The organism is Pseudomonas sp. zfem004 (assembly GCF_032621715.1).
GTDB classification, from domain to species: Bacteria; Pseudomonadota; Gammaproteobacteria; order Pseudomonadales; family Pseudomonadaceae; genus Aquipseudomonas; species Aquipseudomonas sichuanensis.
The window spans coordinates 16,879-39,322 of record NZ_JAVYJF010000007.1 but is presented as its reverse complement, the minus strand read 5'-3'; the positions used below and the strand labels follow the sequence as shown (position 1 = coordinate 39,322).

Sequence of the window (22,444 nt, the reverse complement as noted above, 5' to 3'; positions counted from 1 at the left end):
GAAAGGGAGCTCCGTGATGTTCGATCTAACGGACGTGGGATATGTGAAACGCATCGTCGTCGGCAGCACCGATCCGGAAAAGCTGACGTCGCACGAAGTGATCCAGGCGCAGACCGCGCTGCTCAATCGCTGCCTGAGCGAACCGCCGAAAGGGCGCATCGTCGGCATCGAGAAAACCTTCAACCTGCTCAACATCGGCGAGCACCAGGTGGTGCTGCAATCGCTGATCTACCACGTGGGCTTCAGTCGCCGGCCGTTCTGGTTGGCCGATGACCAGGAGGCCTCGTGATGAAACAGTTGCAAGACTTCATTCAGACCCTCGCCGAGTCGATGCGCTGCGCGCAGCGGGTCACCGGCCTGCGCTGGCCGGGAGTGCAGATCGTCTCGATGCAGGTGCAGCTTGCGGCCACCGTCGAAGCGGGCGATGCGCACGACACGCTGGCACTGCGCATCGGTGCTGAACCACAGCAAGCGCAGGCACTGCACGCCCTGAGCATCGAGGTGCCGGGTAACCAAAACGAAGCGATCGTCGTGCACCTCGACGGCCAGTTGGTCGGACACTACGGGAGCCACGGCGATGCCCAAGCGAACTGACCGCTCGATGCGGCTGCTGCTTTCCCGGCAGGAGACCCAGACCCTGCGTTCGATCCTGCGCGACAAACCCGACCAGACGGCGCCGCGGCCGGTGCCCAAACGGCTGCTCTGCGCCCTGGGTGCGGTGCTGCTGACGGGGCTGGTGTCGCTGGGCCTGGTAGCGCCTGAACTGGCGCGCGCCGTCGCCAAGTGGGCCGGGCTGGTTTTGGGGTTCTGAAGCAGGCAATCACTGATAGACAAGGAGCGTGATCATGAAACATCTGGCTGCATCACTGGCTGGCGCGGTTGCCCTGGCCACCCTGGCTTCGGCCTGGGCCGACGACCAGTACCAGGGAACCCTCAAGGACAACGGCCGGCCTGTACCGGTGTTGCTGAACATCAATTCCAGCGCAGGGCTTGGCGACATCGCCGGCAAGGTTCGCTTCAAAGGCGAATGGCAGTGTGGCTTTGGCCTTGAGTTCAACGGTGCCGACGGGCCGGTCAGCACCTATAGCCTCGCAGGCAGCGGCCCCGGCCGGTGCGTCTCGCTGACGCTCGGCTATCTGCAGGCCCAGCGTGGCACCGACGGCCTGCAGGTCCAGCTGTATACCCAGGCCAACAAGCTGGCCTACAGCCTCACGCTGGCGCCACCCGCCAAGTAACCCCTCCAACCCTTTGATTCGCTGACAAGGCAGGGCCCTCCCGCGGCCTCACGGGGAGCGGCTTGCCTGCGAAAAGGAGCAGACCATGTGCATCACCCAAAGTGTTGGCCCCGGTGGCAATAACGCCAGCGCCGATGTTCGCAGCCTGCAGCTGCTGCTCAACCTCAACAGCGGGCAGCGCGGCTTCAGTTGCAAACTCGCTACCGATGGCCAGTGGGGCGCGGCTTCGCGCACTGCCCTGGCAAGCTTCCAGCAAGCCATCGGCACCCCGCCCGGGCAACCGGTCAAACCCGACGATGCAACCATGGCAGCCCTGCGCACCGGCCTGCCTGCCGGCCTGGCGGCGCCCAAGCTGTGGGCGGTGATGATCAACGCCAGCGGTGCGCGCATCGACGCCTTCACGCAACCGATGCTCGACGTATTCGGCCGTTACGCCATCGATACGCCGCTGCGGATTGCCCACTTCCTCGCGCAGATCGCCCATGAAAGCGGCTGCCTGCGTTACACCGAAGAGCTCGCCTCGGGCACCGCCTACGACGGGCGCAAGGACCTGGGCAACCTGCAGCCCGGCGATGGCCCGCGCTTCAAGGGGCGCGGCTTGATCCAGCTGACCGGCCGCGCCAACTACCGCCAGTACGGCCAGTACTGCAAGCGTGATTTCGAAGCCAAGGACGACCCCGCCCTGGTGAGTACCGACCCGGCCCTGGCGGTGGATGTCGCCGGCTGGTTCTGGATGACCCGCAAGCTCAACGATTGGGCCGACCAGGACAACTTGCGCGAGATCACCCGGCGCATCAACGGCGGCTTCAACGGCCTCGACGACCGCGCCGCCTACCTGGCCCGGGCCAAGTGGCTGCTGCTCGGCTGAACCTTCAGTTCACCCCTTTGCGCCGCCTGTGGCGCAGCCCGAGGACGACAACGTCCTGTAACCGCAAGAAAGGAGCTTCATGATGAAAAAGACTTTCGTGTTCCCACATGCGCGCGCCGCGCTGGCCGGCCTGGCAGTCATCGGCAGCCTGGCCTTCGCGCAAACTTCGGTGGCCTGCCCGCAGGCCAATTCGGCGGGTAATCCTGCGGTCGACCAGCAGCATGTATTCTGCGGCGAGGTCAGCGGTGGCGCCGCCAAAGGCCTGCATAGCCGCCCCGGCGGCACGATGCCCAACAGCGCCGCGACCACCCCGGCTACCACTGTCACCGTTTCGCCGACAATGCCTGCCGGGATCTACGCGCTGAACAACTTCACCATCACCCAGGCAGGGCAGACGCGCACCAAGACCATTTCCACAATGTTCCCGGACGCCTGCACCCAGGCCAATGTGGTTGCCGCTATCCAGAACGCCTATAACAACCGTACTTCGTTGAACGGCACCCGCTTCACCGGCCCGTCGGGGGCGAGCTGCGGCGCGGGTACGCCTGCGGTGTCATTCGACATTGTCGGCTTCCTGGATAGCGTCGGTGGCAGCGTGGTCAGAACGGCCTATCCTGCGTATTGAAATCAAGGCCAGGGAAAAGGGCCGTGGCGGCCCTTTTTCCGTTTCGAAGACAGAAGGAACCCGCCATGTCCCCACGTACGCCCCCTGCGACCGATGCCGGCCTGCAACAGTTTCTCGACGAAGAGGTCACTGCCGCGGCCCTTGCGCACCTGCTCGAGAAGGCCCTGGCCGCGCGCAGCAACCGGTTGGTAGAGGCCTACAGCGGCAATGCCTATCAGGTTGCGTTCGAAGATGACGACGTGCTGATCAAACACCACTATGTCAAAGACTGGCCTGCCGTGCGGTTGCCGCTGGCTACCTTCATCGAGGCACTGCAGGCATGGAAGGAGCAGCCCGGCGCCTGACCGGGCTGCCCCTTTCACACATCGCTGTCACTGACCACGCAGTGCGCGACCCCTTTGACGCCGCTGGCGTGGGCGCTCACATGGCGCACCTTGAACCCAGGGCTCTGCACCGTTGCCTTGGGCGTCCAGCCATCGCCGTTGTCGACCTGGTAGCTGATCGAGCCGTCGGCATGCCAGGCCAGGCGCAGGCCGTACTGGTCGTTGCGATTGGGCGCGTTGAGGAAGTGATCGCTGATGACGGCCGTTGCGTTGACGAAGGTGCGCAGGTGGAACGTGCGCTGATCGCTGCCGTTGCGTTGCGGTGAGCTGGACAGGAACAGGGTGTAGTCTTCGCGCTCGTCCTGGGCGGCGGCAAGAATCACCGAAGGCACCCATTTGTCGCCGGTGTGGTTTTGCTCGATGCTCACCTGGCAGGTCAGTTGACCGCGGTCGCCCACGTATTCACGCAGGAAGTTCTCGTAGTGACCGTATGGCACATCGAACGGCAAGCGTTGGCCCGGCGTGCAGCCAAGTAACAGCCCCAGGCCAGCCATACCCAATGTTCTTGCGAGATTCTTCACGTTGCGTTCCTTGCTTTGCGAGGGATATTTGCCATGGGCTTAGCCGTGCACGGGCCGCAGGAAGCTGCGTTCGTAGCTCTGGATGAAACGCTGCTCGGTGGCCAGGGCGAAGGCGGCGATGCACTCGGGGTCGGTTTCTGAAGCGATGCGGTACTGCTCGTAGGTGGCCAGGCTAGGGAAGCTGAACAGGGCGTAAGCGACGTTGTTGGCGCCTTCGCTGGGCAGGAAGTAGCCGTGGTGAGTGCCGCCCATGCGATTGACCAGGCCAATCCACAGCTTGCCGTAAGCCTCGAAAGCCGGGATCTGGTACGGGTCGATGATGTACTTGAGGTGGCAGGTGATCATTGCACGCAATCCTTTGGGTGAGCCGGGGAGGCTCACCTTACAGGGGGCGGCGGCAGGCGTCGATGGGCGTTACGGGGCGTCTGCCTGGCGCCAGATCAGCTGATCGGTGGGGTAGCCCTGCTCGCGTGCCCGTTGCAGCAGTTGCTCGCGGGTCTGGCTGCTGACCGTCGGGCTGCGCGACAACAGCCACAGGTACTCGCGGTTGGGGTGGCCGACCAATGCCACACGGTAGTCCGGGTCGTGGTACAGCACCCAGTACTCGCCCTTGGTCAGGTCGGGCGCCAGGCGGCTGAACCAGTTGTCGAAGCGTACCCACAGCTTGTCGGTGCGCCCGGGCACCTGCATCTGGGCGATACCGTGGGCGCTGTTCCACTGGCCGTCCTGTTCCTTGCAACGGTTGTCGACGTCGATCCGGCCATCCGCGCGCAGCCCATAGCGCGCTTCGGACTGCACGCAGTTGCGCTGGAAGAACATCGGCAGCCGCGCCAGCTCGTACCAGGTGCCCTGGTAGCGTTGCAGGTCGACTTGCTGGGTGGTGGGGGGCGGCAGGTGTTGCTCGGTTGAGCTGGAGCAACCGGCCACCGCGAGGGTCAGGCAGGACAGCAGCAAAGCCGTGCGCATCGTCATGGGTACCTCCTGGCAAGCTGAAGGGTCACCTGATGTTCGATGCGCAGGCCGGGCAAAAGGTTTTACCGGATCAACGCGAAGTTTCTATGCGCAGCACTTCGGTGTAGATGGCGTCCACCGTCTGGTCGACCTTGAGGTTCTTCATGCGCTTTTGCAGCTCGGGGTCTTCCACCTTGACCACCTGCAGCTTGCCTTCCGGCGGCAGCAGGCTGACTTCGTGGGTGTTGAGGTCGATCTTCTTGATCTGCGAGGTGACCTTCACCTGGCGGAAGGCTTCGCCACCGGGGTTGGGGTTGTCCTTGGTGGCGCGGATGGTGCCGGCCTCTTCCGAGGCTTTCGGTGCGCCGCCGACGTTGGTGTTGAGCACGTAGGCGACGGCACGGGTCACGTAGATGTCGACATTGTCGCCAACCTTGAGGTTGGGCAGGGCCTTGGCTTGTTCCGTGAGCTGGAAGGTCACGTCCTTGTCGTGCGGGCCCTTGACGGTGACCTGGCGGTTGGCCTGGTCGATGGCGGTAACCTGGGTGCTGACATGGCTTTCCAGCGCTTCGCTGGCGATGGGCAGTTGGGCGGCGTGGGCGGTGAAGCTGGCGGCGGACACTAACGAGGCGAGCGCAATGGCGCGGGCGAGGGAACGGGTTGGATTCATTGGCCTGTCTTCCTTGTGATCGATACCGGTGAGTAGCATGCGAGGTTCAAGCATAGTCACAGGTTGGCCAGTGTGTGAGCGACCTGGTGTCGCTGTGGCCTCAGGCCGGCGTGTGAGCGGCGCTTCGCTGCTGCGACTTGCCCCGCGATACGGTCGGCACCGGCACCGCATTCTTCGTCGCCAGTACCTCGGCCATCACACTGACCGCGATCTCCGCCGGGGTCTTGCTGCCGATGTAGACGCCGATCGGCCCGTGCAGGCGTTCAAGTGATTGCTCGGTCTCGCCGAAATGCTCGATCAGCCGTTCGCGACGCAACTGGCTGTTGCGCCGCGAACCGATGGCGCCGACGTAGAACGCCGGGCTGTGCAGGGCTTCGAGCAGGGCCAGGTCGTCGAGCCTGGGGTCGTGGCTGACGGCGATGACGCAGGTGCGCAGGTCGGCCCGGAAGGCGCGCACCACGTCGTCCGGCATGCCCGCGAGGTGCTCGACACCGGCCACCGCCCAGCTGGCCAGGTACTCAGGGCGCGGGTCGCACACCGTCACGCGAAAGCCGTTGAACAGGGCCATGGTCGCCAGGTATTCGGCCAGCGCGCCGGCGCCGATCAGCAGCATGCGGTAGCCGGGGCCGAGGGTGTTGCGCATGTGCTGGCCGTCGAAGCTGAACTGTGCCGGGGTGGCACTGGCCTGGAGGGTAACGCTGCCGTCTTGCAGGGCAAGGTCGCGGCGGACCAGTTGGCCGCTGTCGAGCTGATCGAGCAAATGCTGCAACAGCTGGGGTTCGGGGTTGAATTCGAGGATCAGTTCCAGCGTGCCGCCGCATGGCAGGCCGAAGCGGTGCGCCTCGTCGGCGCTGATGCCGTAGCGGAGCACCTCGGGGGCGCTGTCGGGCAGCCCGGGGCCACCATGGGCGCTGGTATAGCGCTGGATCAGGTCGTCTTCGATGCAGCCGCCGGAGACGCTGCCAACCACCCGGCCATCACCGCGCAGGGCCATCATCGAGCCCACCGGGCGCGGTGACGAGCCCCAGGTACGGGCCACAGTGGCGAGCAGCACGCGGTGATTGGCCTTGAGCCAGTCGTGGGCGGTGCGCAGGACCAGCAGGTCGATGCTTTCCATGGTGTTCGTGGCCTCGCTAACTCATGACAGGGCCTTCGCGGGGCAAGCCCGCTCCCACTCGATGACACAACGTGGGAGCGGGCTTGCCCCGCGAAGGCGGTTTCAGCGCATATGCAAAATGATCGGGCTGCTGCTGGCCGGGTCGGTATGTTCACGCAATTTGCCGACCGCCTTGGCGTCCACGGCGCCGCCCTGGTTGCCCCAGGTTGCGCGGGCAAAACTCAGCACCTCGGCAATCTCCCGGTCATTGAGCTGTTCACGAAACGCCGGCATGCGGTAGGCATCCGGCACCCCGGCGGCGACGATGCGCTGCGAGCCGTTGAGGGTGATGTTGATCGCCGAGGCGTTTTCGCTGGCCAGCATCGAGGTGGCGCCCGCCAGCGGCGGCATCCACTCGGCCTGGCCCTGGCCATCCAGGCCATGGCAGCTGGCGCAGCGGGTCACGTAGGTATGCGCGCCGGGCGCCTCCAGGCGGTCGGTGGCGGACACGGCCTGGTACTGCCAGGGCGCGCCGTCGCGCTGCGGGTCGCCCGGCAACGATTTCAGGTAGCGGGCGATGGCGGCCAGGTCATCGTCGGCCATGAACTGCGTGGAGTTATTGAATGCCTCGGTCATCGAGCCGTACACCACGGCGTGCTGGTTGCGCCCGGTCTTGAGGAACTGCACGATCTGCGCCTCGCTCCAACGGCCCAGCCCGGTGTTGGGGTCCTGGCGCAGGCTGGGCGCATACCAACCGTCGAGCAGGGCGCCGGCGAGGAAGGGCACACCGGCCTCGTCCAGCGCCTTCTCGTTGAACGCCAGGCCCCGCGGGGTGTGGCAACTGCCGCAGTGGCCGGGGCCCTGGACGATATAAGCGCCACGGTTCCACAGCGCATCCTGCCCGGGCTTCTGCGCGTAAGGCGTGTTCGGCGCAAACAGGCCGTTCCACAGGGCAATCGGCCAACGCAGGTTCAGCGGCCAGGGGATGCTGCTGGCGATGTTGGCCTGGTTGGCCGGCTGCACGCCCTGCATGAAGAAGGCATACAGCGCGCGCACGTCGTCGTCACTGAGCTTGGCGTAGGACGGGTAGGGCATGGCTGGGTACAGCCGACGCCCGCCGGGGGCGACGCCGTGGCGCACGGCGCGGTCGAAGTCGGCCAGGCTGTAGGCGCCGATGCCGTGCTCGCGATCAGGGGTGATGTTGGTGGCATGGATCGCCCCCAAGGGCGTGGCCATCTCCAGCCCGCCGGCGAACGGCGCCTGGCCGGGCAGGCTGTGGCAGGCCACGCAGTCGCTGAGGCGGGCGACGTACTCGCCACGGCTGACCAGCGCGGCGTTCACTGGCGTGTCGGCGGTGAAGGGCGAGGCAGGCTCGCGGGTGACGTACCAGGCCAGCAGGCCTGCCGCGACCAGGCACGGCAGGGCCAGCCAGCCCGCGGTTGTTGCGAAGCGACGGTTGTTCATGGGCGGTCCTGTCGAGTCAGCTGAAGCTGTAGCGGCTAAGGGGCAGGCTGCGGATGCGCTGGCCGGTCAACCGCGCCACCGCGTTGGCCACCGCAGGCGCCACCGCCGGCAGTGGGGGTTCGCCTATGCCGCCCATCTTCGCGCCGCTCTCGACAATGCGCACATGCACCCGGGCCATGCGCGAAGGCGGCAGGATCGGGTACAGGTCGTAATTGCGCGCCCTCGGCATGCCGTCGAGCCATACCGCTTCCTCCACCAGCGCCTGGGACAGCCCCAAGGCCACCGCGCCATTGACCTGGGCCTCGATGATCGCCGGGTTGACGATGCTGCCCGGGTCGATGGCCTGCCAGATGTCGTGCACCTTCACCTGGCCCCCTTCGATCGACACCTCGGCGATCACCGCCGCCTCCGAGCCGAACGGCGAGGCCATGGCCACGCCCCGGGCGCGCTTGCTGCCGTCCTCGGCGGTGAACGGCCCACGTTTCCAGCCGCCGGACAGTTCGCCCACCGCTTGCAGCAGCTGGGTCAGGCGCGGGTTGTCGCGCAGCAGGTGCAGGCGCAGCTCGAACGGGTCGTGGCCGCCCTTGTCGGCCAATTCGTCGAGGAAGGCTTCATAGAAGAAGTCGTTCAGCGAATTGCCCACCGAGCGCCAGTAACCGAGCATGGCCGGGCCTTTCACATACACCTGGGCAATGCGCTTGTTGGCGATGGCGTAGGCCTTGCCAGACAACCCTTCGAGGGCGGTGGGGTCGAGTTTCTCACCCTGCTGGCCGGCCAGGGCTTCGGTGGGGCCTTCGGTGGCGCTGACGGCCTCGATGGCAATCGGCAAGCCTTCGGCGTCCAGCCCGGCGCGGAACTTGACCGCAGCCACCGGGCGCAGCACGTCGCGCAGGAATTCTTCCTCACGGGTCCAGATCAGCTTCACCGGGCGCCCGACCGCCTTGGCCAGGGCAATGGCCTGGGGGTAGGGGTTGGCCGAGTCGTAGAGGAAGTGGCGGCCGAAGAAACCGCCCAGCAACGGCGAGTGCAGGGTGATCTGCGCAGCGTCCAGGCCGGTACGTTTGGCGATATCGTCGCGGAACATGTCCGGCGCCTGGTTGGGCAGCCACACCTCCAGGGTGCCGTCGGGGTTGAACCGCGCGGTGGCGGACGGCGGCTCGAGCTGGGCGTGGTTGAGGTACTGGTTGTGGTAACTGGCCTCGACCGTGCTCTTGGCGCTGGCCAGGGCGGCGGCCACATCGCCTTCATGTTCGTCGTCGCGGGGCGTGCCGGGCTGGCTGGCCAGGTGTTCAAGCCAGGCGGCGCTGGAAAAGTCCGCCGGCATCGGCCGCACCTTGCTGTCGGCGCCGGGCGCCTTCCAGTCCACCTGCAGGGCTTCGACCGCCCGTTTGGCGTGCCACCAGCGTTCGGCGACCACCGCCACCGCACCGGGCAGCTGATGCACCGAGTGCACGCCCTTCATGGCCTTGACCTGGTCTTCGTTGCGCAGGCTGCCCACCGTCAGCCCCAAGCGCGGCGCATGTTGCACGGCGGCGTGGAGCATGCCGTCGAGTTTTACGTCGATGCTGTAGACGGCCTTGCCGGTGGACTTGTCGTAGGCATCCAGGCGCCGCACCGGCTTGCCGATCCAGCGGAACTGGCTGGGGTCGCGCAGGGTGATGCCGGCCGGGTCAGGCACCGGCAGGTCCATGGCGCGGCTGGCCAGTTCACCGTAGGCCAGCGACCGGCCCGAGGCGGCGTGGATCACCTTGCCCGGCTCGGTGCCCAGTTCGCTCACCGGCACGCCCAACTGCTCGGCGGCGGCTTGCAGCAGCATGGCCCGGGCCAGCGCCCCTAGGCGGCGCATGGTCGGGTAGCTCATGCGCACCGACATGCTGCCACCAGTAATGCGCATGCCGTTTTCCATCACCACGTAGGCCTCGCCGGGCGGGGCGCTGTCGACCACGAAGCTGGCGGGGTCGGCGTCCAGCTCTTCGCCGACGATCTGCGCCATGGCCGTGAAGGTGCCCTGGCCGCCTTCCATGAACGGGCTGAGCAGGCGGATGGTGCCGTCCGGGCGAATTTCCAGGAACGCCGGCACCTGGGTGCCGCGCTCGGCGGTTGCCGCCGCAGCCTGTACCCGTGGCGCGCCCAGTGGCAGGCCAAAGCCGAGCACCAGGGCGCCCACGGCGGTGCCGGCGAGGAAGCGTCGGCGCGACAGGTTGACGGTTTCGCCCACGGGCAGCTTGAGCAGGTCCTCGGGGGTGTCGATGTGCGTGCTCATCAGGCGTTCTCCCCTTGGGCCAGCGCATGCACGGCAGCATGGATGGCGTTGTAGGTGCCGCAGCGGCACAGGTTGACCATCGCCGCGTCGATCTGCGCATCGCTGGGCTTGGCGGTGTGCTTGAGCAGCGCGGTGGCGGCCATCACCTGGCCGGACTGGCAGTAACCGCACTGTGCCACCTGATGCTCGACCCAGGCCGCGACCACTCGCTTGCCGATGGCGTCGGCCTCGATCGCCTCGATGGTGGTCACCTCGCGGCCCACCACCCCGGCCACTGGGGTGACGCAGGCACGCACCACGTTGCCGTCCACCAGCACCGAACAGGCGCCGCACTGGGCCAGGCCGCAGCCGTACTTGGTGCCGGTCAGGCCGAGATCGTCACGGATCACCCACAGCAACGGGGTGTCGGCTTCGGCGTCAACCTGGTAGGTCTTCTGGTTGATTCGTAGTTCCATGATGGTGGGCTCCATGGCTCATCGTGCTGATCATCGGTTGATGGCGGATCGTTATGGGCAGGGTGGCGCAGCGAGGCGCCGCCTCTGTTGGCAACAGTTGTCGAACCTCAGCGAACTTTAGTCCTGGGGTGCCGGGTTGCCCATCCATGGGCCTGCAGGTTCAGAGGATCAGGCAAGCATTCCAGCGGATTGCGCTAGTGCGTCAGGGCGATGAGGCCGGTGCATGCAGCACCTGTTCAGGACGGCTTGATCGCGGCCTCGAACGCGCGCAACAACTGCTCGGCCGAGTACGGCTTGTTCAACAGCTCCACGCCAGGCTGCGCATCGTCGGCCAGCACCTGGCTGTAGCCGCTGGTCAGTACCAGCGGGATGTCGGGCCAGCGGCGCTTGATGGTGCGCGCCAGTTCGATGCCGCTGACCCCAGGCATGACCACATCCGACAGCACCAGGTCGATGCGCGGCTGGCCGGCTTCCAGCAGCGCCAGGGCGCTGATGCTGTCGTGGGCCAGGCAGGTGGCGTAACCCATGTCGGCCAGCAGGGTGGCGGTGAATTCACGCACCTGCAGGTTGTCCTCGACCACCAGGATGCGGCCCTTGGGCTTGGCCAGGGTAGCTTCGGGCGCCGCTGCCAGGTCGGGGGCGGGGGCGGCCACCGCCGGCAACGATACGGTGAAGGTCGTGCCTTGGCCGGGGGTACTCTGCACGCTGATCGCACCGCCGGACTGATGGACGAAGCCGTACACCTGGGACAGCCCCAGCCCAGTGCCCTTGCCGACTTCCTTGGTGGTGTAGAAGGGGTCGAAGATCCGCTCCAGGTCGGCGGCGGCGATGCCATGGCCGTCGTCGGCCACGGCGATGGTGACCTGCTCATCGGTGGTTTCGATGGTGAGGGTAATGGTGCCTTGCCCCTGCATGGCATCGCGGGCATTGACCACCAGGTTGACCAGGGCGGTTTCGAACTGGTTCAGGTCCGCCTCGATGTAGCAGGGCTGGGCGGGGCCCTGCACCAGGACCTGCATGTGCGCGCCGACGATGCTGCGCAGCATTTCGGCGATCTGTTCGACCTGGTGCAGCACCGGGAACACTTCCGGGCGCAGTGCCTGGCGGCGGGCGAAGGCCAGCAGTTGACTGGTGAGCTTGGCGGCGCGGTCGGTGGTGTCGAGGATGGCGTCCAGGTAACGCTGCTGGCGCTCTGCCGGCAGTGGCTTGCGGCGCATCAGCTCAGCGGCGTTGCGGATCACCGTCAGCAGGTTGTTGAAGTCGTGGGCCACCCCGCCGGTGAGCAGGCCGATGGCTTCGAGCTTCTGCATCTGGCGCATCTGCGCTTCGGCCGCCTGCAGGTCGCGAGAGCCGGTTTGCACCTGTACTTCCAGTGCTTCGTTGAAGCTGCGCAGTTGCTGCTCGGCGCCATGGCGGTCGTGCACGTCCACCGCGGTGCCGTACCAGCGCAGCAGGGCGCCGCTCTCAGGGTCGCGGTAGGGCTGGGCGCGCACCATGAACCAGCGGTAGCTGCCATCGTGGTAGCGCAGGCGGTGCTCGCTCTCGAGCACCTGGCCGCTGGCGCGGGCCTGGGCAAAAGCTTGCTCGACGGCGGCGATGTCGTCGGGGTGCACGCAGGTTTCGGCATACCAGTGGAAGGCCTCTTGCTGGCCGGCTTCGCCGAAATAGTCGTGCCAGCGCTGGTTGAAAAATTCGAAGCGCCCGTTCTGGTCGGTCACCCAGACCAACTGCGGCACGGTGTCGGCGATGGTCTTGAACGCCGCTTCGCTCTCGCGCAAGCGGGCCATCATGTCGTGCTGCTGGGTCACGTCCACCGCAGCGCCGAACCATTCGATGATCTCGCCGTGGTCGTCGAAAATCGGCACGGCCCGCGACAGGGTCCAGCCGAAGCCGCCGTCTGGCAACCATACGCGGTGTTCCAGTTCGAAGATGGCCCGCTCGGCTATCGCCTTGGCGATGGCTGCCAGCACTTTGGGCCGGTCTTGCGGGGGGATATAGGTTTCGATCCACTGTGGGTCGGGTTGTGTGGCGTCTTGCAGAAACCCCTCGCCGTTGAGTTGATACATGGCCTGCCAGTCCGGGCTCATGCGATAGATCGCCGTGCTGCTGGCGGTCGCCAGCAAGCGCAAGCGCAACTCGCTGTCCAACAGCGCGCGGCCCAAGGTAGGGACTGCCGGGGGTTCTGGTCGGCTGTTGGGCATCTTTAAACGTCCTGAAGTCGAGTGCGTCTGGCGGGCTCCTCAGGTGTGCGCGCCCGGTGATCGAATGTTCAGATTAGTCGCTGCGCCCCGGCCTTGCCGCGCCCAGCGCAACACATACGCCTGCAACAAAAGGTGTCTGCGATATCCGATCTCCTGCTGCGGCAAAAAATTCCCTGTGGCATCACGGGGCCAGTGCCTTGGTGTTTCAACTCAGCTCGCGTGACATCAACCCGTGTTCCTCGCCCCAGGCCTCGAAGCGCTCCAGCAGGCGCCAGCCGCGCTTTTGGTAATACGCCTGCTGATCGTGGGTATGCAGGTAAAGGGTCGAGATGCCGGTTTTGCGCGCCTGTTCACAGACGCCGTCGATCAGGCGCTCGGCCAGGCCCTGGCCACGCGCCTGCGCAGTGACGAACACGCAGGCCAGCCAAGGGCCGAGTTCGGGGCGCTCGGGCAGGTCGTCAGTGGCCAGCGCAGCGCTGCCCAGCAACTGGTCGCCGTCGAGGGCGATCAGGCAGCGCCACTGGCCATTGCGCTGGCCTTCGCTGAATGCCTTTTGCCAGTCGAGCAGGGGCAGGTCGGCGAATTCGTAGTGGAACTGCTGGTGCAGCCATAGCGCCAGGGTGTCGCTGTGCTGCATGTGGTTTTCGAGCCAATCCAGGCGGAGCATGGGCATTCCTTTCATCAAGTGAGGCCTTGTTGCAGGCCAGGAGTAGCGGCGCCGGGGCGCTCGCGTATGATGGCGCACTTTTTGGCCCGGGCGCCAATCCCAGGCCTGTTACCCCACGCGAACAAGGATAGGTACATGCGCGAGCGCAAATCGGCACGACTGCTGGTCATCAACCCAGCGCGACGGGTGTTGTTGTTCAGGTTCGTGCACACCCAGGGCGCGTTGGCCGGCGACGATTACTGGGCGACACCGGGCGGCGGGCTGGAGGCGGGCGAGAGCTTCGAGGCAGCGGCCATTCGCGAGTTGCGTGAAGAAACCGGCATCGTCATCGAGGCGGTGGATGCATCCATCGCCGAGCGTCGCTTCCCGCTGGTGTTGCCCAGCGGCGAAGAAGTGCTGTCGGTGGAGCGCTATTTCATCGTACAGGTGGCACAACGCGCGCTGTCCAACGCCGAGTGGACTGCAAACGAGTGCGAAGTGATCGCTGACCATCGCTGGTGGTCGGCCGAGGAACTGCGGGCGACCACCGACACCGTATGGCCGCAATGGCTGGTTGGCAAACTGGAGGAAGAGGGCGTGTTTGCTTCGGCGCCGGAACTTATGCCAGCGCCGCAAACACCGACCCGGTAATCCGCTCGCTCAACAGCTCCAGCGCCCGCAGCCCCGCCAGCGAGTTGCCCGCGGCATTGAGCGCCGGTGACCATACGCAGATGCTGTAGCGCCCCGGCACCACCGCGACGATGCCGCCGCCCACGCCGCTCTTGCCAGGCAAACCCACCCGGTAGGCAAAGTTGCCGGCCTCGTCATACAGCCCGCTGGTGGCCATGATCGCGTTCACCTGCTGCGCCTGGCGTGCGCTCAGCACCTGCTCGCCGCTGTTGGGGCAAAGGCCGTTGTTGGCCAGGAAGGCGAAACCGCGTGCCACGTCGACGCAGCTCATCGACAGCGCGCAGTGGTGGAAGTAACTGCGCAGCACCGCGTCGACATCGTTGTGGAAGTTGCCGAAGGCCTGCATCAGGTAGGCCATGGCCGCGTTGCGCGCGCGGTGCTGGTATTCCGACTCGGCCACCACGCTGTCGCTGACGATCTTCGGGTTGGCGGCCAGGCGGCGGACGAAGTCGCGCATCGACAGGGTCGGGGTGGCGTAGCGTGACTGGTTGATGTCGCAGATCACCAGGGCGCCGGCGTTGATGAACGGGTTGCGCGGGCGGCCCTTTTCCACCTCCAGCTGCACCAGCGAATTGAACGCCTGCCCCGAGGGCTCGTAACCCAGCCGCGACCAGATGCCTTCGCCGCTGTGGTTGATCGCCTGGACCAGGCTGAACACCTTGGAGATGCTCTGGATCGAGAACGGCGTGTGCGCGTCACCCGCGCAGTGCAGCTGGCCGTCGAGGCCCTGCACGGCGATGCCCAGCTGGCGCGGTTCGACCTGGGCGAGGGCGGGGATGTATTGCGCCACCTGGCCTTGTTCGAGCAGGGGGCGGACGTGGTCAAGGATCTCTTGCAGAAGTGCTTGCATCGGGGCACCTGGGGCGAAAGGGCAGCGCTTGCGGGAAGTCCTGATAGACGCAGGCCAGAGGCGTCGGAGCACATCGATTGCATCAAACGCTGCCAGTCGCTAGAGTCTCGCCCCAGGCGTTCGCTGCGCCTGCGGTCCGCGCGAAGGGGTTGCCCAGGCACTGCACGCTTTCTTTACATTCCAGCTCCCGGCTTGTCGGCGGACCGAGCCCCACAAGGAGTTGGCATGCCCGCCATTCATGCATCCCGCCATCACGGCCTGATCGACCTGCCCGCCTTGCGCAAGCGCGCCAAGCGCCTGCTGAAAACCCTCGACGACGAAACCCGCGCCCAACTGCGCGCCCTTGGCCTGCCCGGGCCCGAGTACCGCCTGGCCGACACCCAGTGGCTGGTCGCCCGCGAAGCCGGCTTCCCCAGCTGGCCAAAGCTCAAGGCCCATGCCGATGCAGTCGATTTCGCCGCCCGTCACCCCGGTTTTGCCAGCGATGGCGAGGCCCAGGTGCAGCATTGGCGCTGCGGCAACGATATCGAGCACAGCCTGCGCATCGCCGGGTTTACTGGTGCTTTCCACATGTTCGACGACCCCATGGTCATGGGGCCGGTGCCGACGTTGCCGGAAGCGGCGTACTGGCAGATACGTACCGAGTATGTACTGCAGGCGTTCAAACTCCCGGCGCAGGACATCGAACAGCGCCAGGCCAGGCAGCGCGCTGCATTGGCGCAGTTGAACGGCGACAGCGAAATGGTGCTCTGGTGCGAAGCGGACGCCTACGACCAGTTGTTCCTGATTCGCGTACTGGCCAGCCTGCCGTGCCTGCCGCGCCGCCTGGAACTGATCGAAACCTGCCAGGTTCCCGGCGTGCAGCGTTTCATCGGTATCGGCCAACTGGCCCCTGATGTACTGGCATGGCTGTGGCCACAACGCCGTGCCCTCGGCGAGCCAGCCCTGGCCCTGGCGCGGCAGGCCTGGGCCGCCTACACCGCACCGGACCCGCGCGCCTGGGCGCAGCTCGCCAGCCGCCCGCATACGGCGCTGCCGTTGCTGCAAGGTGCGTTGGCGCGCCAGCTGCAGGAACTGCCCGGCGCCGAGGATGGCCTGAGCCTGACCGAGCGCTTGACCCTGCGCATCCTCGCGCGCCTGGGCGAGCAGCCGGCGGCGCGGGTGTTCGCCGAGCTTATGGCGCACGAGGAACCTCTGCCGTACCTGGGCGACATGATGTTCGGCGTGCTGCTGCGCCCGTTGATCGACAGCCCACGGCCGTTATTGCTCGAAGGCGAGGGCGACAGCTGGCAACAACGTCCGTTACGTCTTACCGCGCTGGGTGAGCAGGTGCTGGGCAGGCAGGCCAACTGGCTCGACCAGCAGCCGGCCGAGCGCTGGGTGGGCGGGGTGCGGATCGCTGCCAACCACGCGCCCTGGGTGGTCAGCGAGGCGGGGCAGGTGTGGCAGCGATGAGCATTTGAGTGCGCAGCGCCGCGCGTCGTCGCTTTGCAAGCGTCGACGCGCGGCAAAATGCGTCGCGAGCAGCAAACGTTTTCCCCTTGCATCGATTGTGGTTACTGCGCCGCTACGCGACTCCTTGTATCCTTGCCGGCGGCCAGGAATGCGCCTTGTGCCGTTGCCTGCAGGCAATGGCCGCCAGCTTGAGAATCCGGAATCTCCATCAGGTACTGACGTGAAGCGTGACATCCACCTCGTTGTGCTCTTGCTACTGGTAATTGGTTGTTCGCTGGCATCGCTGACCCTGTGGAAAGTCATGGCTTCCCGCGAGCGTGCGCTGGAGGAGGTGAACGTCCACGGGCTGAACCTGACCCAGGCCCTGTCGACCTATTCCGAAGGCATCGTGCGCCAGAGCTCGTTACTGTTGCTGGGCCTGGTCGAGCGCCTGGAGACCGAAGGCAGCGGCCCGGCGCAAGTCGAGCGGCTGCGAACCCTGGTGAGCCGTCAGCAGCCGCTGATGCCGCAGCTCAGCGGTGTCACCATCTACGACAAGCAGGGCCGCTGGCTGATGTCGTCCAACCGGCCGATCCCGTCAGGTGCCAACAGCAGTGACCGGGCTTATTTCATCCATCACCGCGATGATCCTTCGCGCGAGCCCTTCATCGGCCTGCCGATCCGCAGCCGCTCCAACCAGGAGTGGGTGATTACCATCAGCCGCCGTTTCAATGACGCCGATGGCGCCTTTGCCGGGGTGGTGGCCGTGACGCTCGGGGTACAGAACTTCCTGCGCCTGTTCGGCCAGATCGATGTCGGGCAGGAGGGCGCAATCGGCCTGTCCTATACCGACGGCTCGATGCTGGTGCGCTATCCCTTCCGTGAGCAGGACATGGGGCGCAACTTCGCCAAGTCGCCGATCTATGCCAAGTACCTGGTGGAGCAATCCGTCGGCACTGCATCGTTCACCTCAAGCCTCGATGGCGTCGAGCGGTTGTATGCCTTTCGCAAGAATGACCGGCTGGGGCTGGTGACCACGGTCGCGGTGGGCAAGCACGAAGTGCTGGCGGCATGGAAGCTCGAGGCGCTGGTGTCGCTGCTGGTGGTAGCCGGCCTGCTGGGCCTGACGGGCGCCATCGGCTGGATGCTGATCCGCGATATTCGCCGCAGGACCGCCGTGGAGGGCGAACTGCGGGTCACCCAGCAACAGTTGCTGGACTCCAACCAGCAGCTCGAACGCCTGGCGATGAACGATGCCCTGACCGGCCTTGCCAACCGCCGCTGTTTCGATGAAACCCTCGCGCTGGAAGTGCAGCGCGCCCAGCGCCAGGGCACCAGCCTTGCGCTGCTGATGATCGATATCGATTACTTCAAGTTGTACAACGACACCTACGGGCATGTTGCCGGCGACGCCTGCCTGCGCGAGGTCAGCCATGTGCTGCAGGCCTGCGTGCGGCGCGCTGGTGACCTGGTGGCGCGCTATGGCGGTGAGGAAATCGGCGTCATCCTGGCCAACACCGAGCGCGAGGGGGCGGCGGCGGTGGCCCGGCATGTGCTCGAGCGGTTGAGCCAGCGAAACATCGTGCACCGTACCAGTCCCTTTGGCCAAGTTACCGTGAGCATCGGCATTGCCTCGGTGCCGGGGGCGCAACTGCAAAGCGGCCAGGCCTTGATCGACGCGGCTGACCAGGCGCTGTATGGCGCCAAGGGCGCCGGGCGCAACCAGCAGGCCTGTGCCTGACGCAGGCGAGCTGGACAGCATTTTCGGTATATGGTTGTATGTTGCAACTAATTACTGGCGAGGCTGACAGATGAATATCGACCCTTCATTGGTGGAGCAGATCCGTAGCGCTTCACGCACCATGGTTCGCGAGCTGGGCTTCATGGGCAACACCCTGGCGGGCACTGCCCATTCGCCCTCGGCGGTGCATGCGCTGCTGGAGCTGGGCAACAGTGGCGCGTTGACGGCGGCGCAGTTGGTGCAGCTGCTGGGCCTGGAGAAGTCCAGCGTCAGCCGCATGGTCGCCAGGTTGATCGATGCCGACGAGGTCGAAGAAGCCGCTGGCGAAGCAGACGGCCGCACCAAACGCCTCACCCTGACCGCCAAGGGCCAGCGCACGGTCGAGGCGATCCATGCCTTTGGCCAGGCCCAGGTCAGCAGCGCGCTTGCCGCGCTTGATACAGCGCAACAGCAGGGCGTGGCGCAAGGGCTGCAAGCCTATGCCCAGGCGCTGCAGGCTCATCGCCTGGGCACCGAGACAACGCCAGCCAGCGCGATCCAGATCAGTTGCGGTTATCGCCCCGGCCTGATCGGTCGCATTGCCGAAATGCATGGGGTGTACTACGCCCGACACTCAGGCTTCGGGTCGTATTTCGAGCGCAAGGTCGCCACTGGCGCGGCCGAGTTCATCGGGCGTCTGGATGATCCGCGCAATGGTATCTGGGTGGCCAGCCAAGGCCAGCGCATCGTCGGCTCGGTGGCCATCGATGGGCAGGGCCATGGCGACAACACCGCCCACCTGCGCTGGTTCATTCTGGACGACGGCTGCCGAGGTGCTGGCGTGGGCCGGCGCTTGCTCCACGAGGCCATGACGTTCTGCGACCAGCAGGGGTTCTCGGCCATCGAGCTCTGGACATTCAAGGGACTGGACGCGGCGCGGCGCCTGTATGAGTCGTTCGGCTTCGAACTCACCCACGAGGCACCCGGCGATCAATGGGGGGCGACGGTCATCGAGCAGCAGTTCGTGCGGCGGGTGGGGTAGCGGTTACCTGCCATTGCGCTCACTTGCCGCTGACCATCCCAGTGCTCAAGCCCATGCGCACAATGCACTGGCCCGCTCTAGTACGGGGGCGAGCGTTTATCAGCAAGCTTCTGTAAGCTGCTGGCTCCCCTCCCGCAGAGTCCTTGAAAATGGATGCTCACTCGATTCTTGCCTTCACCCTGGTTGCCGCGATCGCCATTGCCAGCCCAGGCCCCGCCACGCTGATGGCGATCAACAACAGCCTGGCCCACGGGCAACGCAGCGCGGTGTGGTCGTCGCTGGGCAACGCCAGCGGACTGTTCTGCCTGTCGGCGGCGGCGATGCTGGGCCTCGGCGCATTGCTGGCCAGCTCCGAATGGCTGTTCAACGCGGTGAAGATCCTCGGTGCCGGTTACCTGTTCTACCTGGGCGCCAAGCAGTTGCTGAAGAAAAGCCCGATGCTGGTGGACGGCCTCGAGGAGGGCGCGAAGAAGGCCAGCCCCACGCCTCGCAAGCTGTTCAAGTCGGCCTTCCTCACGGCGGTGACCAACCCCAAGGCGACCATGTTCTTCACTGCGCTGTTCCCGCAGTTCATCGACCAGGGCGCCGCGCTGCTGCCGCAGTTCCTGATCCTTACCAGCATCTTCATGGCATTGTCGCTGACGTCGCTGAGCCTGTATGCCGCGCTCGCCACCCGGGCCAAGGGCGTGCTGACCCGGCCGGCGCTGTCGCGCTGGGTGAGCCGGGTGGTGGGGACGACCTTCATTGGTTTTGGTGCGGCGATCTTGACCATGCGCCGGCAGGGGGTGTGAGGCTCAGACCGGGGGCTGCGGCGCTGTATTGACGCCCTCCAGCGTGGCAAAGGAAATGTCCTTTGCCGTGAGCAGGAAATCACTCATGTAGGGCACTTCGAGCATGTCGCTGCGAACCGCCGCGTACAGCGTGGCGTGCAGGCCTTGCTCGCCCAGGCGCTTGGCAATCACGTAACCGCGCAAGGTGTACTCGTGCACCGCCCAGTTCGGCAGGCAGCAAACCCCACGGCCGCTGGCCACCAGCTGCATCATCATGATGGTCATTTCTGCGGTGCGCACCTGGGCCGGCTCCACCTCGGCCGGTTCGATGAAACGGGTGAAGATGTCCAGGCGGTTGCGCTCGATCGGGTAGGTGATCAAGGTCTGGCTGGCGATGTCGGCAGGTTCCACATAGGGCTTTTCACGCAGGGCATGATGCTTGTCGATGGCCAGCATGGCCTCGTAGCCGAACAGCGGCACGTAGGTGATGCCTGGCAGGGGTAGGGGGTCGGAGGTCACCACGAGGTCGAGGTCGCCCCGCTCCAGTGCCGGCAGTGGCGCGAACGACAACCCCGATGCCAGGTCCAGTTCGACTTCTGGCCAGGCGCTGCGGAATTCGTCCAGCGAAGGCATCAGCCATTGGTAGCAGCTGTGGCACTCGATCGCGATATGCAGCCGGTCGGCCGTGCCGCCGGCCAGTTTGCCCAGGTTGCGTTCCGTCGTGCGGATCAGCGGCAGTACCTGGTCGGCCAGTTGCAGCAGCTTGAGGCCGGCGGTGGTAAAGCGCACCGGCTTGGACTTGCGCACGAACACGGGCATGCCGAGGCGGTTTTCCAGCTCGCGGAACTGGTGCGACAGCGCCGACTGCGTGAGGTGCAGGCGCTCGGCGGCGTCGGGCAGGCTGTCCGTTTCGCGCAAGGCATGCAGTGTACGAAGGTGTCTCAAGTCGATCATGAGCAGAAGGCAAAGCCTCAAGCCGCGCCAGGCGCGGCGAGGTTGCAATAGTTTCCTTTGAAATACAGCAGGGGTTGCGTAGCCGAGGCCTCATGCAGCTTCAACGCTTTCACTTCACCGATGACGATCAGGTGATCCCCGGCCGGGTGTTCGGCGTGAATCTGGCAATCGAGCCAGTGCAGGCTGCCGGCGATGACCGGGTTGCCCAAAGGCGAAGCCTGCCATTGCACGCCATGCCACTTGTCCGTGCCTTTGCGGGCGAACTGGTTGGAAATCCCGACCTGCTCACCCGACAGAATGTTCACCGCGAAGCGGCCCGCCTGGCGAATACCGGGATAACTGGCCGAACTGGCCATCACGCTGAATGACACCAGCGGCGGGCTCATCGACACGCTGTAGAACGACTGGCAGGTGAAGCCGAGCGGCTCGCCATCGCTGAGTGAGGTGATGACCGTGATACCGGAGGCGTAGTGCCCGAGCGCTTCGCGAAAGCGCGAAGGCTCGATGGCTGTGGTGGAAAGTGACATGGTATGACCTGACGTTCACCTGCCCTCAGTTGGCCAGGAGTTCTCTGCGGACGATTTCTGCACCTGCGCTCAAGGCACTCAGCTTACCGCGGGCGACCTGGCGAGGCAGGGGGGCCATGCCACAGTTGGTGCACGGATAGAGCTTGTCGGCATCGACGAACTGAAGTGCCTTGCGCAGGGTATCGGCCACTTCCTCGGGTGTTTCGATGGCGTGGTTCGCCACGTCGATGGCGCCTACCATCACTTTCTTGCCGCGGATGAGCTCGATCAGGTCCATGGGGACATGCGAGTTGTGGCATTCCAGCGAGACGATATCGATGCTGGATTTTTGCAGTTTGGGGAAGGCCTCTTCATATTGCCGCCACTCCGACCCCAGGGTCTTTTTCCAGTCGGTGTTGGCCTTGATGCCATAGCCGTAGCAGATGTGCACGGCGGTTTCACATTTAAGGCCTTCAATGGCCCTTTCCAGGGTGGCGACCCCCCAGTCATTCACTTCGTCGAAGAACACATTGAATGCCGGTTCATCGAACTGGATGATGTCGACACCGGCAGCTTCCAGCTCCCTGGCTTCCTGGTTGAGAATCTTGGCGAATTCCCAGGCCAGTTTTTCGCGGCTTTTATAGTGGTTGTCGTACAGCGTATCGATCATGGTCATGGGCCCTGGCAGCGCCCATTTGATCGGCTGCCCGGTTTGCTGGCGCAAGAACCTGGCATCTTCGACAAACACTGGCTTTTGCCGAGCAACGGCACCCACCACCGTAGGTACGCTCGCGTCATAGCGATCACGGATGCGCACGGTTTCACGCTTCTCGAAATCGACGCCGCTCAGGTGCTCGATGAAGGTGGTTACAAAGTGCTGGCGGGTTTGTTCGCCGTCACTGACGATATCGATGTCGGCGTGCTGCTGCTCTTGCAATGACAAGCGCAAGGCATCCTGTTTGCCTTCGATCAATGCCTGATCTTGCAGTTTCCAGGGTGACCAGAGTGTCTCGGGTTGTGCCAGCCAGGAGGGCTTGGGCAAACTACCTGCCGTCGAGGTGGGTAACAGCTTTTTCATGAAGGATGACCTTGTATTTCCA

The 22,444-nt window shown here is 65.4% G+C and carries 26 protein-coding genes; 12 read left to right on the top strand and 14 right to left on the bottom strand.

Going from position 1 to position 22,444, the window contains the following annotated elements; all coding sequences use genetic code 11:
• Positions 1 to 16 precede the first annotated feature (16 nt).
• The 7 genes from RTH46_RS09575 to RTH46_RS09545 all read left to right on the top strand — a co-directional run bounded on the left by RTH46_RS09575 (position 17) and on the right by RTH46_RS09545 (position 3,072).
• Positions 17 to 289 carry a hypothetical protein gene (locus tag RTH46_RS09575; RefSeq protein ID WP_110993618.1) on the top strand — a complete coding sequence of 91 codons (273 nt, stop codon included), beginning with the start codon at positions 17 to 19 and terminating at the stop codon, positions 287 to 289.
• A complete protein-coding gene (locus tag RTH46_RS09570; protein WP_153789137.1) occupies positions 289 to 594 on the top strand; it encodes a hypothetical protein in 306 nt (101 codons plus the stop codon). Before RTH46_RS09575 ends, RTH46_RS09570 begins: the two co-directional genes overlap by 1 nt.
• Positions 578 to 811, top strand: a complete 234-nt coding sequence (locus RTH46_RS09565) for a hypothetical protein (protein WP_153789138.1) — start codon at positions 578 to 580, stop codon at positions 809 to 811. Before RTH46_RS09570 ends, RTH46_RS09565 begins: the two co-directional genes overlap by 17 nt.
• A 34-nt stretch (positions 812 to 845) precedes the next feature.
• The gene (locus RTH46_RS09560) at positions 846 to 1,235 is read left to right on the top strand and encodes a hypothetical protein (RefSeq protein WP_153789139.1); all 390 of its coding nucleotides are present in this window, start codon (positions 846 to 848) and stop codon (positions 1,233 to 1,235) included.
• An 85-nt stretch (positions 1,236 to 1,320) separates the two neighbouring features.
• Positions 1,321 to 2,103, top strand: a complete 783-nt coding sequence (locus RTH46_RS09555) for a glycoside hydrolase family 19 protein (RefSeq protein WP_316905541.1) — start codon at positions 1,321 to 1,323, stop codon at positions 2,101 to 2,103.
• Positions 2,104 to 2,185: 82 nt separating this feature from the next.
• The gene (locus RTH46_RS09550) at positions 2,186 to 2,728 is read left to right on the top strand and encodes an EndoU domain-containing protein (protein ID WP_178125891.1); all 543 of its coding nucleotides are present in this window, start codon (positions 2,186 to 2,188) and stop codon (positions 2,726 to 2,728) included.
• A gap of 65 nt (positions 2,729 to 2,793) precedes the next feature.
• A complete protein-coding gene (locus tag RTH46_RS09545; protein WP_153789142.1) occupies positions 2,794 to 3,072 on the top strand; it encodes a hypothetical protein in 279 nt (92 codons plus the stop codon).
• Positions 3,073 to 3,086: 14 nt separating this feature from the next.
• Here RTH46_RS09545 and RTH46_RS09540 read toward each other — a convergent pair whose 3' ends face one another.
• The 10 genes from RTH46_RS09540 to RTH46_RS09495 all read right to left on the bottom strand — a co-directional run bounded on the left by RTH46_RS09540 (position 3,087) and on the right by RTH46_RS09495 (position 13,399).
• Positions 3,087 to 3,632, bottom strand: coding sequence for a hypothetical protein (locus tag RTH46_RS09540; RefSeq protein WP_256671433.1), 546 nt, complete (start codon positions 3,630 to 3,632; stop codon positions 3,087 to 3,089).
• Positions 3,633 to 3,671: 39 nt separating this feature from the next.
• On the bottom strand, positions 3,672 to 3,977 hold the full coding sequence (locus tag RTH46_RS09535) for an NIPSNAP family protein (protein WP_316905540.1): 306 nt from the start codon (positions 3,975 to 3,977) through the stop codon (positions 3,672 to 3,674).
• 69 nt (positions 3,978 to 4,046) lie between these two features.
• Positions 4,047 to 4,604, bottom strand: coding sequence for a lipocalin family protein (locus RTH46_RS09530; RefSeq protein ID WP_316905539.1), 558 nt, complete (start codon positions 4,602 to 4,604; stop codon positions 4,047 to 4,049).
• A gap of 70 nt (positions 4,605 to 4,674) precedes the next feature.
• Complete coding sequence (locus tag RTH46_RS09525) at positions 4,675 to 5,253, bottom strand: hypothetical protein (RefSeq protein ID WP_153789145.1); 579 nt, start codon at positions 5,251 to 5,253, stop codon at positions 4,675 to 4,677.
• A 100-nt stretch (positions 5,254 to 5,353) separates the two neighbouring features.
• Entirely contained in the window at positions 5,354 to 6,370 is a 1,017-nt protein-coding gene (locus RTH46_RS09520; RefSeq protein ID WP_316905538.1) for an XdhC family protein, read from the bottom strand.
• Positions 6,371 to 6,472: 102 nt separating this feature from the next.
• Entirely contained in the window at positions 6,473 to 7,813 is a 1,341-nt protein-coding gene (locus tag RTH46_RS09515) for a cytochrome c (protein WP_316905537.1), read from the bottom strand.
• Positions 7,814 to 7,829: 16 nt separating this feature from the next.
• Positions 7,830 to 10,076, bottom strand: a complete 2,247-nt coding sequence (locus RTH46_RS09510; protein ID WP_316905536.1) for a xanthine dehydrogenase family protein molybdopterin-binding subunit — start codon at positions 10,074 to 10,076, stop codon at positions 7,830 to 7,832.
• On the bottom strand, positions 10,076 to 10,531 hold the full coding sequence (locus RTH46_RS09505; RefSeq protein WP_110993707.1) for a (2Fe-2S)-binding protein: 456 nt from the start codon (positions 10,529 to 10,531) through the stop codon (positions 10,076 to 10,078). Before RTH46_RS09505 ends, RTH46_RS09510 begins: the two co-directional genes overlap by 1 nt.
• Before the next feature lie 236 nt (positions 10,532 to 10,767).
• Positions 10,768 to 12,732, bottom strand: a complete 1,965-nt coding sequence (locus RTH46_RS09500) for a PAS domain-containing sensor histidine kinase (protein WP_316905535.1) — start codon at positions 12,730 to 12,732, stop codon at positions 10,768 to 10,770.
• Between the two features lie 205 nt (positions 12,733 to 12,937).
• Positions 12,938 to 13,399 carry a GNAT family N-acetyltransferase gene (locus RTH46_RS09495; protein ID WP_316905534.1) on the bottom strand — a complete coding sequence of 154 codons (462 nt, stop codon included), beginning with the start codon at positions 13,397 to 13,399 and terminating at the stop codon, positions 12,938 to 12,940.
• Positions 13,400 to 13,534: 135 nt separating this feature from the next.
• Between RTH46_RS09495 and RTH46_RS09490 the strand changes: the two genes are divergently transcribed.
• Positions 13,535 to 14,029, top strand: a complete 495-nt coding sequence (locus tag RTH46_RS09490) for an NUDIX hydrolase (protein WP_316905533.1) — start codon at positions 13,535 to 13,537, stop codon at positions 14,027 to 14,029.
• On the opposite strand, the gene glsB is transcribed toward RTH46_RS09490, so the two are convergent.
• Positions 13,998 to 14,918, bottom strand: a complete 921-nt coding sequence (gene glsB / locus RTH46_RS09485) for a glutaminase B (RefSeq protein ID WP_153789152.1) — start codon at positions 14,916 to 14,918, stop codon at positions 13,998 to 14,000. The two genes, RTH46_RS09490 and glsB, sit on opposite strands and share 32 nt — an antisense overlap.
• Before the next feature lie 225 nt (positions 14,919 to 15,143).
• Between glsB and RTH46_RS09480 the strand changes: the two genes are divergently transcribed.
• The 4 genes from RTH46_RS09480 to RTH46_RS09465 all read left to right on the top strand — a co-directional run bounded on the left by RTH46_RS09480 (position 15,144) and on the right by RTH46_RS09465 (position 19,905).
• Positions 15,144 to 16,373, top strand: coding sequence for a DUF1835 domain-containing protein (locus RTH46_RS09480; protein WP_316905532.1), 1,230 nt, complete (start codon positions 15,144 to 15,146; stop codon positions 16,371 to 16,373).
• Between the two features lie 220 nt (positions 16,374 to 16,593).
• Positions 16,594 to 18,093: a sensor domain-containing diguanylate cyclase gene (locus RTH46_RS09475; protein ID WP_316905531.1), complete on the top strand. Its 1,500-nt coding sequence runs from the start codon at positions 16,594 to 16,596 to the stop codon at positions 18,091 to 18,093.
• Positions 18,094 to 18,163: 70 nt separating this feature from the next.
• Positions 18,164 to 19,114 carry a helix-turn-helix domain-containing GNAT family N-acetyltransferase gene (locus RTH46_RS09470; RefSeq protein ID WP_316905530.1) on the top strand — a complete coding sequence of 317 codons (951 nt, stop codon included), beginning with the start codon at positions 18,164 to 18,166 and terminating at the stop codon, positions 19,112 to 19,114.
• A gap of 149 nt (positions 19,115 to 19,263) precedes the next feature.
• The gene (locus RTH46_RS09465; RefSeq protein ID WP_153789156.1) at positions 19,264 to 19,905 is read left to right on the top strand and encodes a LysE family translocator; all 642 of its coding nucleotides are present in this window, start codon (positions 19,264 to 19,266) and stop codon (positions 19,903 to 19,905) included.
• Between the two features lie 3 nt (positions 19,906 to 19,908).
• Here RTH46_RS09465 and RTH46_RS09460 read toward each other — a convergent pair whose 3' ends face one another.
• From RTH46_RS09460 to RTH46_RS09450, 3 genes are read right to left on the bottom strand one after another with little or no spacing between them, the layout of a single operon-like run.
• Positions 19,909 to 20,838 carry a LysR family transcriptional regulator gene (locus tag RTH46_RS09460; protein WP_153789157.1) on the bottom strand — a complete coding sequence of 310 codons (930 nt, stop codon included), beginning with the start codon at positions 20,836 to 20,838 and terminating at the stop codon, positions 19,909 to 19,911.
• Positions 20,839 to 20,855: 17 nt separating this feature from the next.
• Positions 20,856 to 21,365 carry a flavin reductase family protein gene (locus RTH46_RS09455; RefSeq protein ID WP_153789158.1) on the bottom strand — a complete coding sequence of 170 codons (510 nt, stop codon included), beginning with the start codon at positions 21,363 to 21,365 and terminating at the stop codon, positions 20,856 to 20,858.
• A 25-nt stretch (positions 21,366 to 21,390) separates the two neighbouring features.
• Positions 21,391 to 22,422 (bottom strand): methionine synthase, encoded by a 1,032-nt coding sequence (locus RTH46_RS09450; RefSeq protein WP_316905529.1) that lies wholly within the window; start codon positions 22,420 to 22,422, stop codon positions 21,391 to 21,393.
• Between the last annotated feature and the right edge of the window lie 22 nt (positions 22,423 to 22,444).

Excerpts from the sequence above, each read along its gene's own strand:
- RTH46_RS09575 (WP_110993618.1), top strand. The coding sequence starts at position 17 with ATGTTCGATCTAACGGACGTGGGATATGTGAAACGCATCGTCGTCGGC.
- RTH46_RS09570 (WP_153789137.1), top strand. The coding sequence starts at position 289 with ATGAAACAGTTGCAAGACTTCATTCAGACCCTCGCCGAGTCGATGCGC.
- RTH46_RS09565 (WP_153789138.1), top strand. The coding sequence starts at position 578 with ATGCCCAAGCGAACTGACCGCTCGATGCGGCTGCTGCTTTCCCGGCAG.
- RTH46_RS09560 (WP_153789139.1), top strand. The coding sequence starts at position 846 with ATGAAACATCTGGCTGCATCACTGGCTGGCGCGGTTGCCCTGGCCACC.
- RTH46_RS09555 (WP_316905541.1), top strand. The coding sequence starts at position 1,321 with ATGTGCATCACCCAAAGTGTTGGCCCCGGTGGCAATAACGCCAGCGCC.
- RTH46_RS09550 (WP_178125891.1), top strand. The coding sequence starts at position 2,186 with ATGAAAAAGACTTTCGTGTTCCCACATGCGCGCGCCGCGCTGGCCGGC.
- RTH46_RS09545 (WP_153789142.1), top strand. The coding sequence starts at position 2,794 with ATGTCCCCACGTACGCCCCCTGCGACCGATGCCGGCCTGCAACAGTTT.
- RTH46_RS09535 (WP_316905540.1), bottom strand. The coding sequence starts at position 3,977 with ATGATCACCTGCCACCTCAAGTACATCATCGACCCGTACCAGATCCCG.
- RTH46_RS09530 (WP_316905539.1), bottom strand. The coding sequence starts at position 4,604 with ATGACGATGCGCACGGCTTTGCTGCTGTCCTGCCTGACCCTCGCGGTG.
- RTH46_RS09525 (WP_153789145.1), bottom strand. The coding sequence starts at position 5,253 with ATGAATCCAACCCGTTCCCTCGCCCGCGCCATTGCGCTCGCCTCGTTA.
- RTH46_RS09520 (WP_316905538.1), bottom strand. The coding sequence starts at position 6,370 with ATGGAAAGCATCGACCTGCTGGTCCTGCGCACCGCCCACGACTGGCTC.
- RTH46_RS09515 (WP_316905537.1), bottom strand. The coding sequence starts at position 7,813 with ATGAACAACCGTCGCTTCGCAACAACCGCGGGCTGGCTGGCCCTGCCG.
- RTH46_RS09510 (WP_316905536.1), bottom strand. The coding sequence starts at position 10,076 with ATGAGCACGCACATCGACACCCCCGAGGACCTGCTCAAGCTGCCCGTG.
- RTH46_RS09505 (WP_110993707.1), bottom strand. The coding sequence starts at position 10,531 with ATGGAACTACGAATCAACCAGAAGACCTACCAGGTTGACGCCGAAGCC.
- RTH46_RS09500 (WP_316905535.1), bottom strand. The coding sequence starts at position 12,732 with ATGCCCAACAGCCGACCAGAACCCCCGGCAGTCCCTACCTTGGGCCGC.
- RTH46_RS09495 (WP_316905534.1), bottom strand. The coding sequence starts at position 13,399 with ATGCTCCGCCTGGATTGGCTCGAAAACCACATGCAGCACAGCGACACC.
- RTH46_RS09490 (WP_316905533.1), top strand. The coding sequence starts at position 13,535 with ATGCGCGAGCGCAAATCGGCACGACTGCTGGTCATCAACCCAGCGCGA.
- glsB (WP_153789152.1), bottom strand. The coding sequence starts at position 14,918 with ATGCAAGCACTTCTGCAAGAGATCCTTGACCACGTCCGCCCCCTGCTC.
- RTH46_RS09480 (WP_316905532.1), top strand. The coding sequence starts at position 15,144 with ATGCCCGCCATTCATGCATCCCGCCATCACGGCCTGATCGACCTGCCC.
- RTH46_RS09470 (WP_316905530.1), top strand. The coding sequence starts at position 18,164 with ATGAATATCGACCCTTCATTGGTGGAGCAGATCCGTAGCGCTTCACGC.
- RTH46_RS09465 (WP_153789156.1), top strand. The coding sequence starts at position 19,264 with ATGGATGCTCACTCGATTCTTGCCTTCACCCTGGTTGCCGCGATCGCC.
- RTH46_RS09460 (WP_153789157.1), bottom strand. The coding sequence starts at position 20,838 with ATGATCGACTTGAGACACCTTCGTACACTGCATGCCTTGCGCGAAACG.
- RTH46_RS09455 (WP_153789158.1), bottom strand. The coding sequence starts at position 21,365 with ATGTCACTTTCCACCACAGCCATCGAGCCTTCGCGCTTTCGCGAAGCG.
- RTH46_RS09450 (WP_316905529.1), bottom strand. The coding sequence starts at position 22,422 with ATGAAAAAGCTGTTACCCACCTCGACGGCAGGTAGTTTGCCCAAGCCC.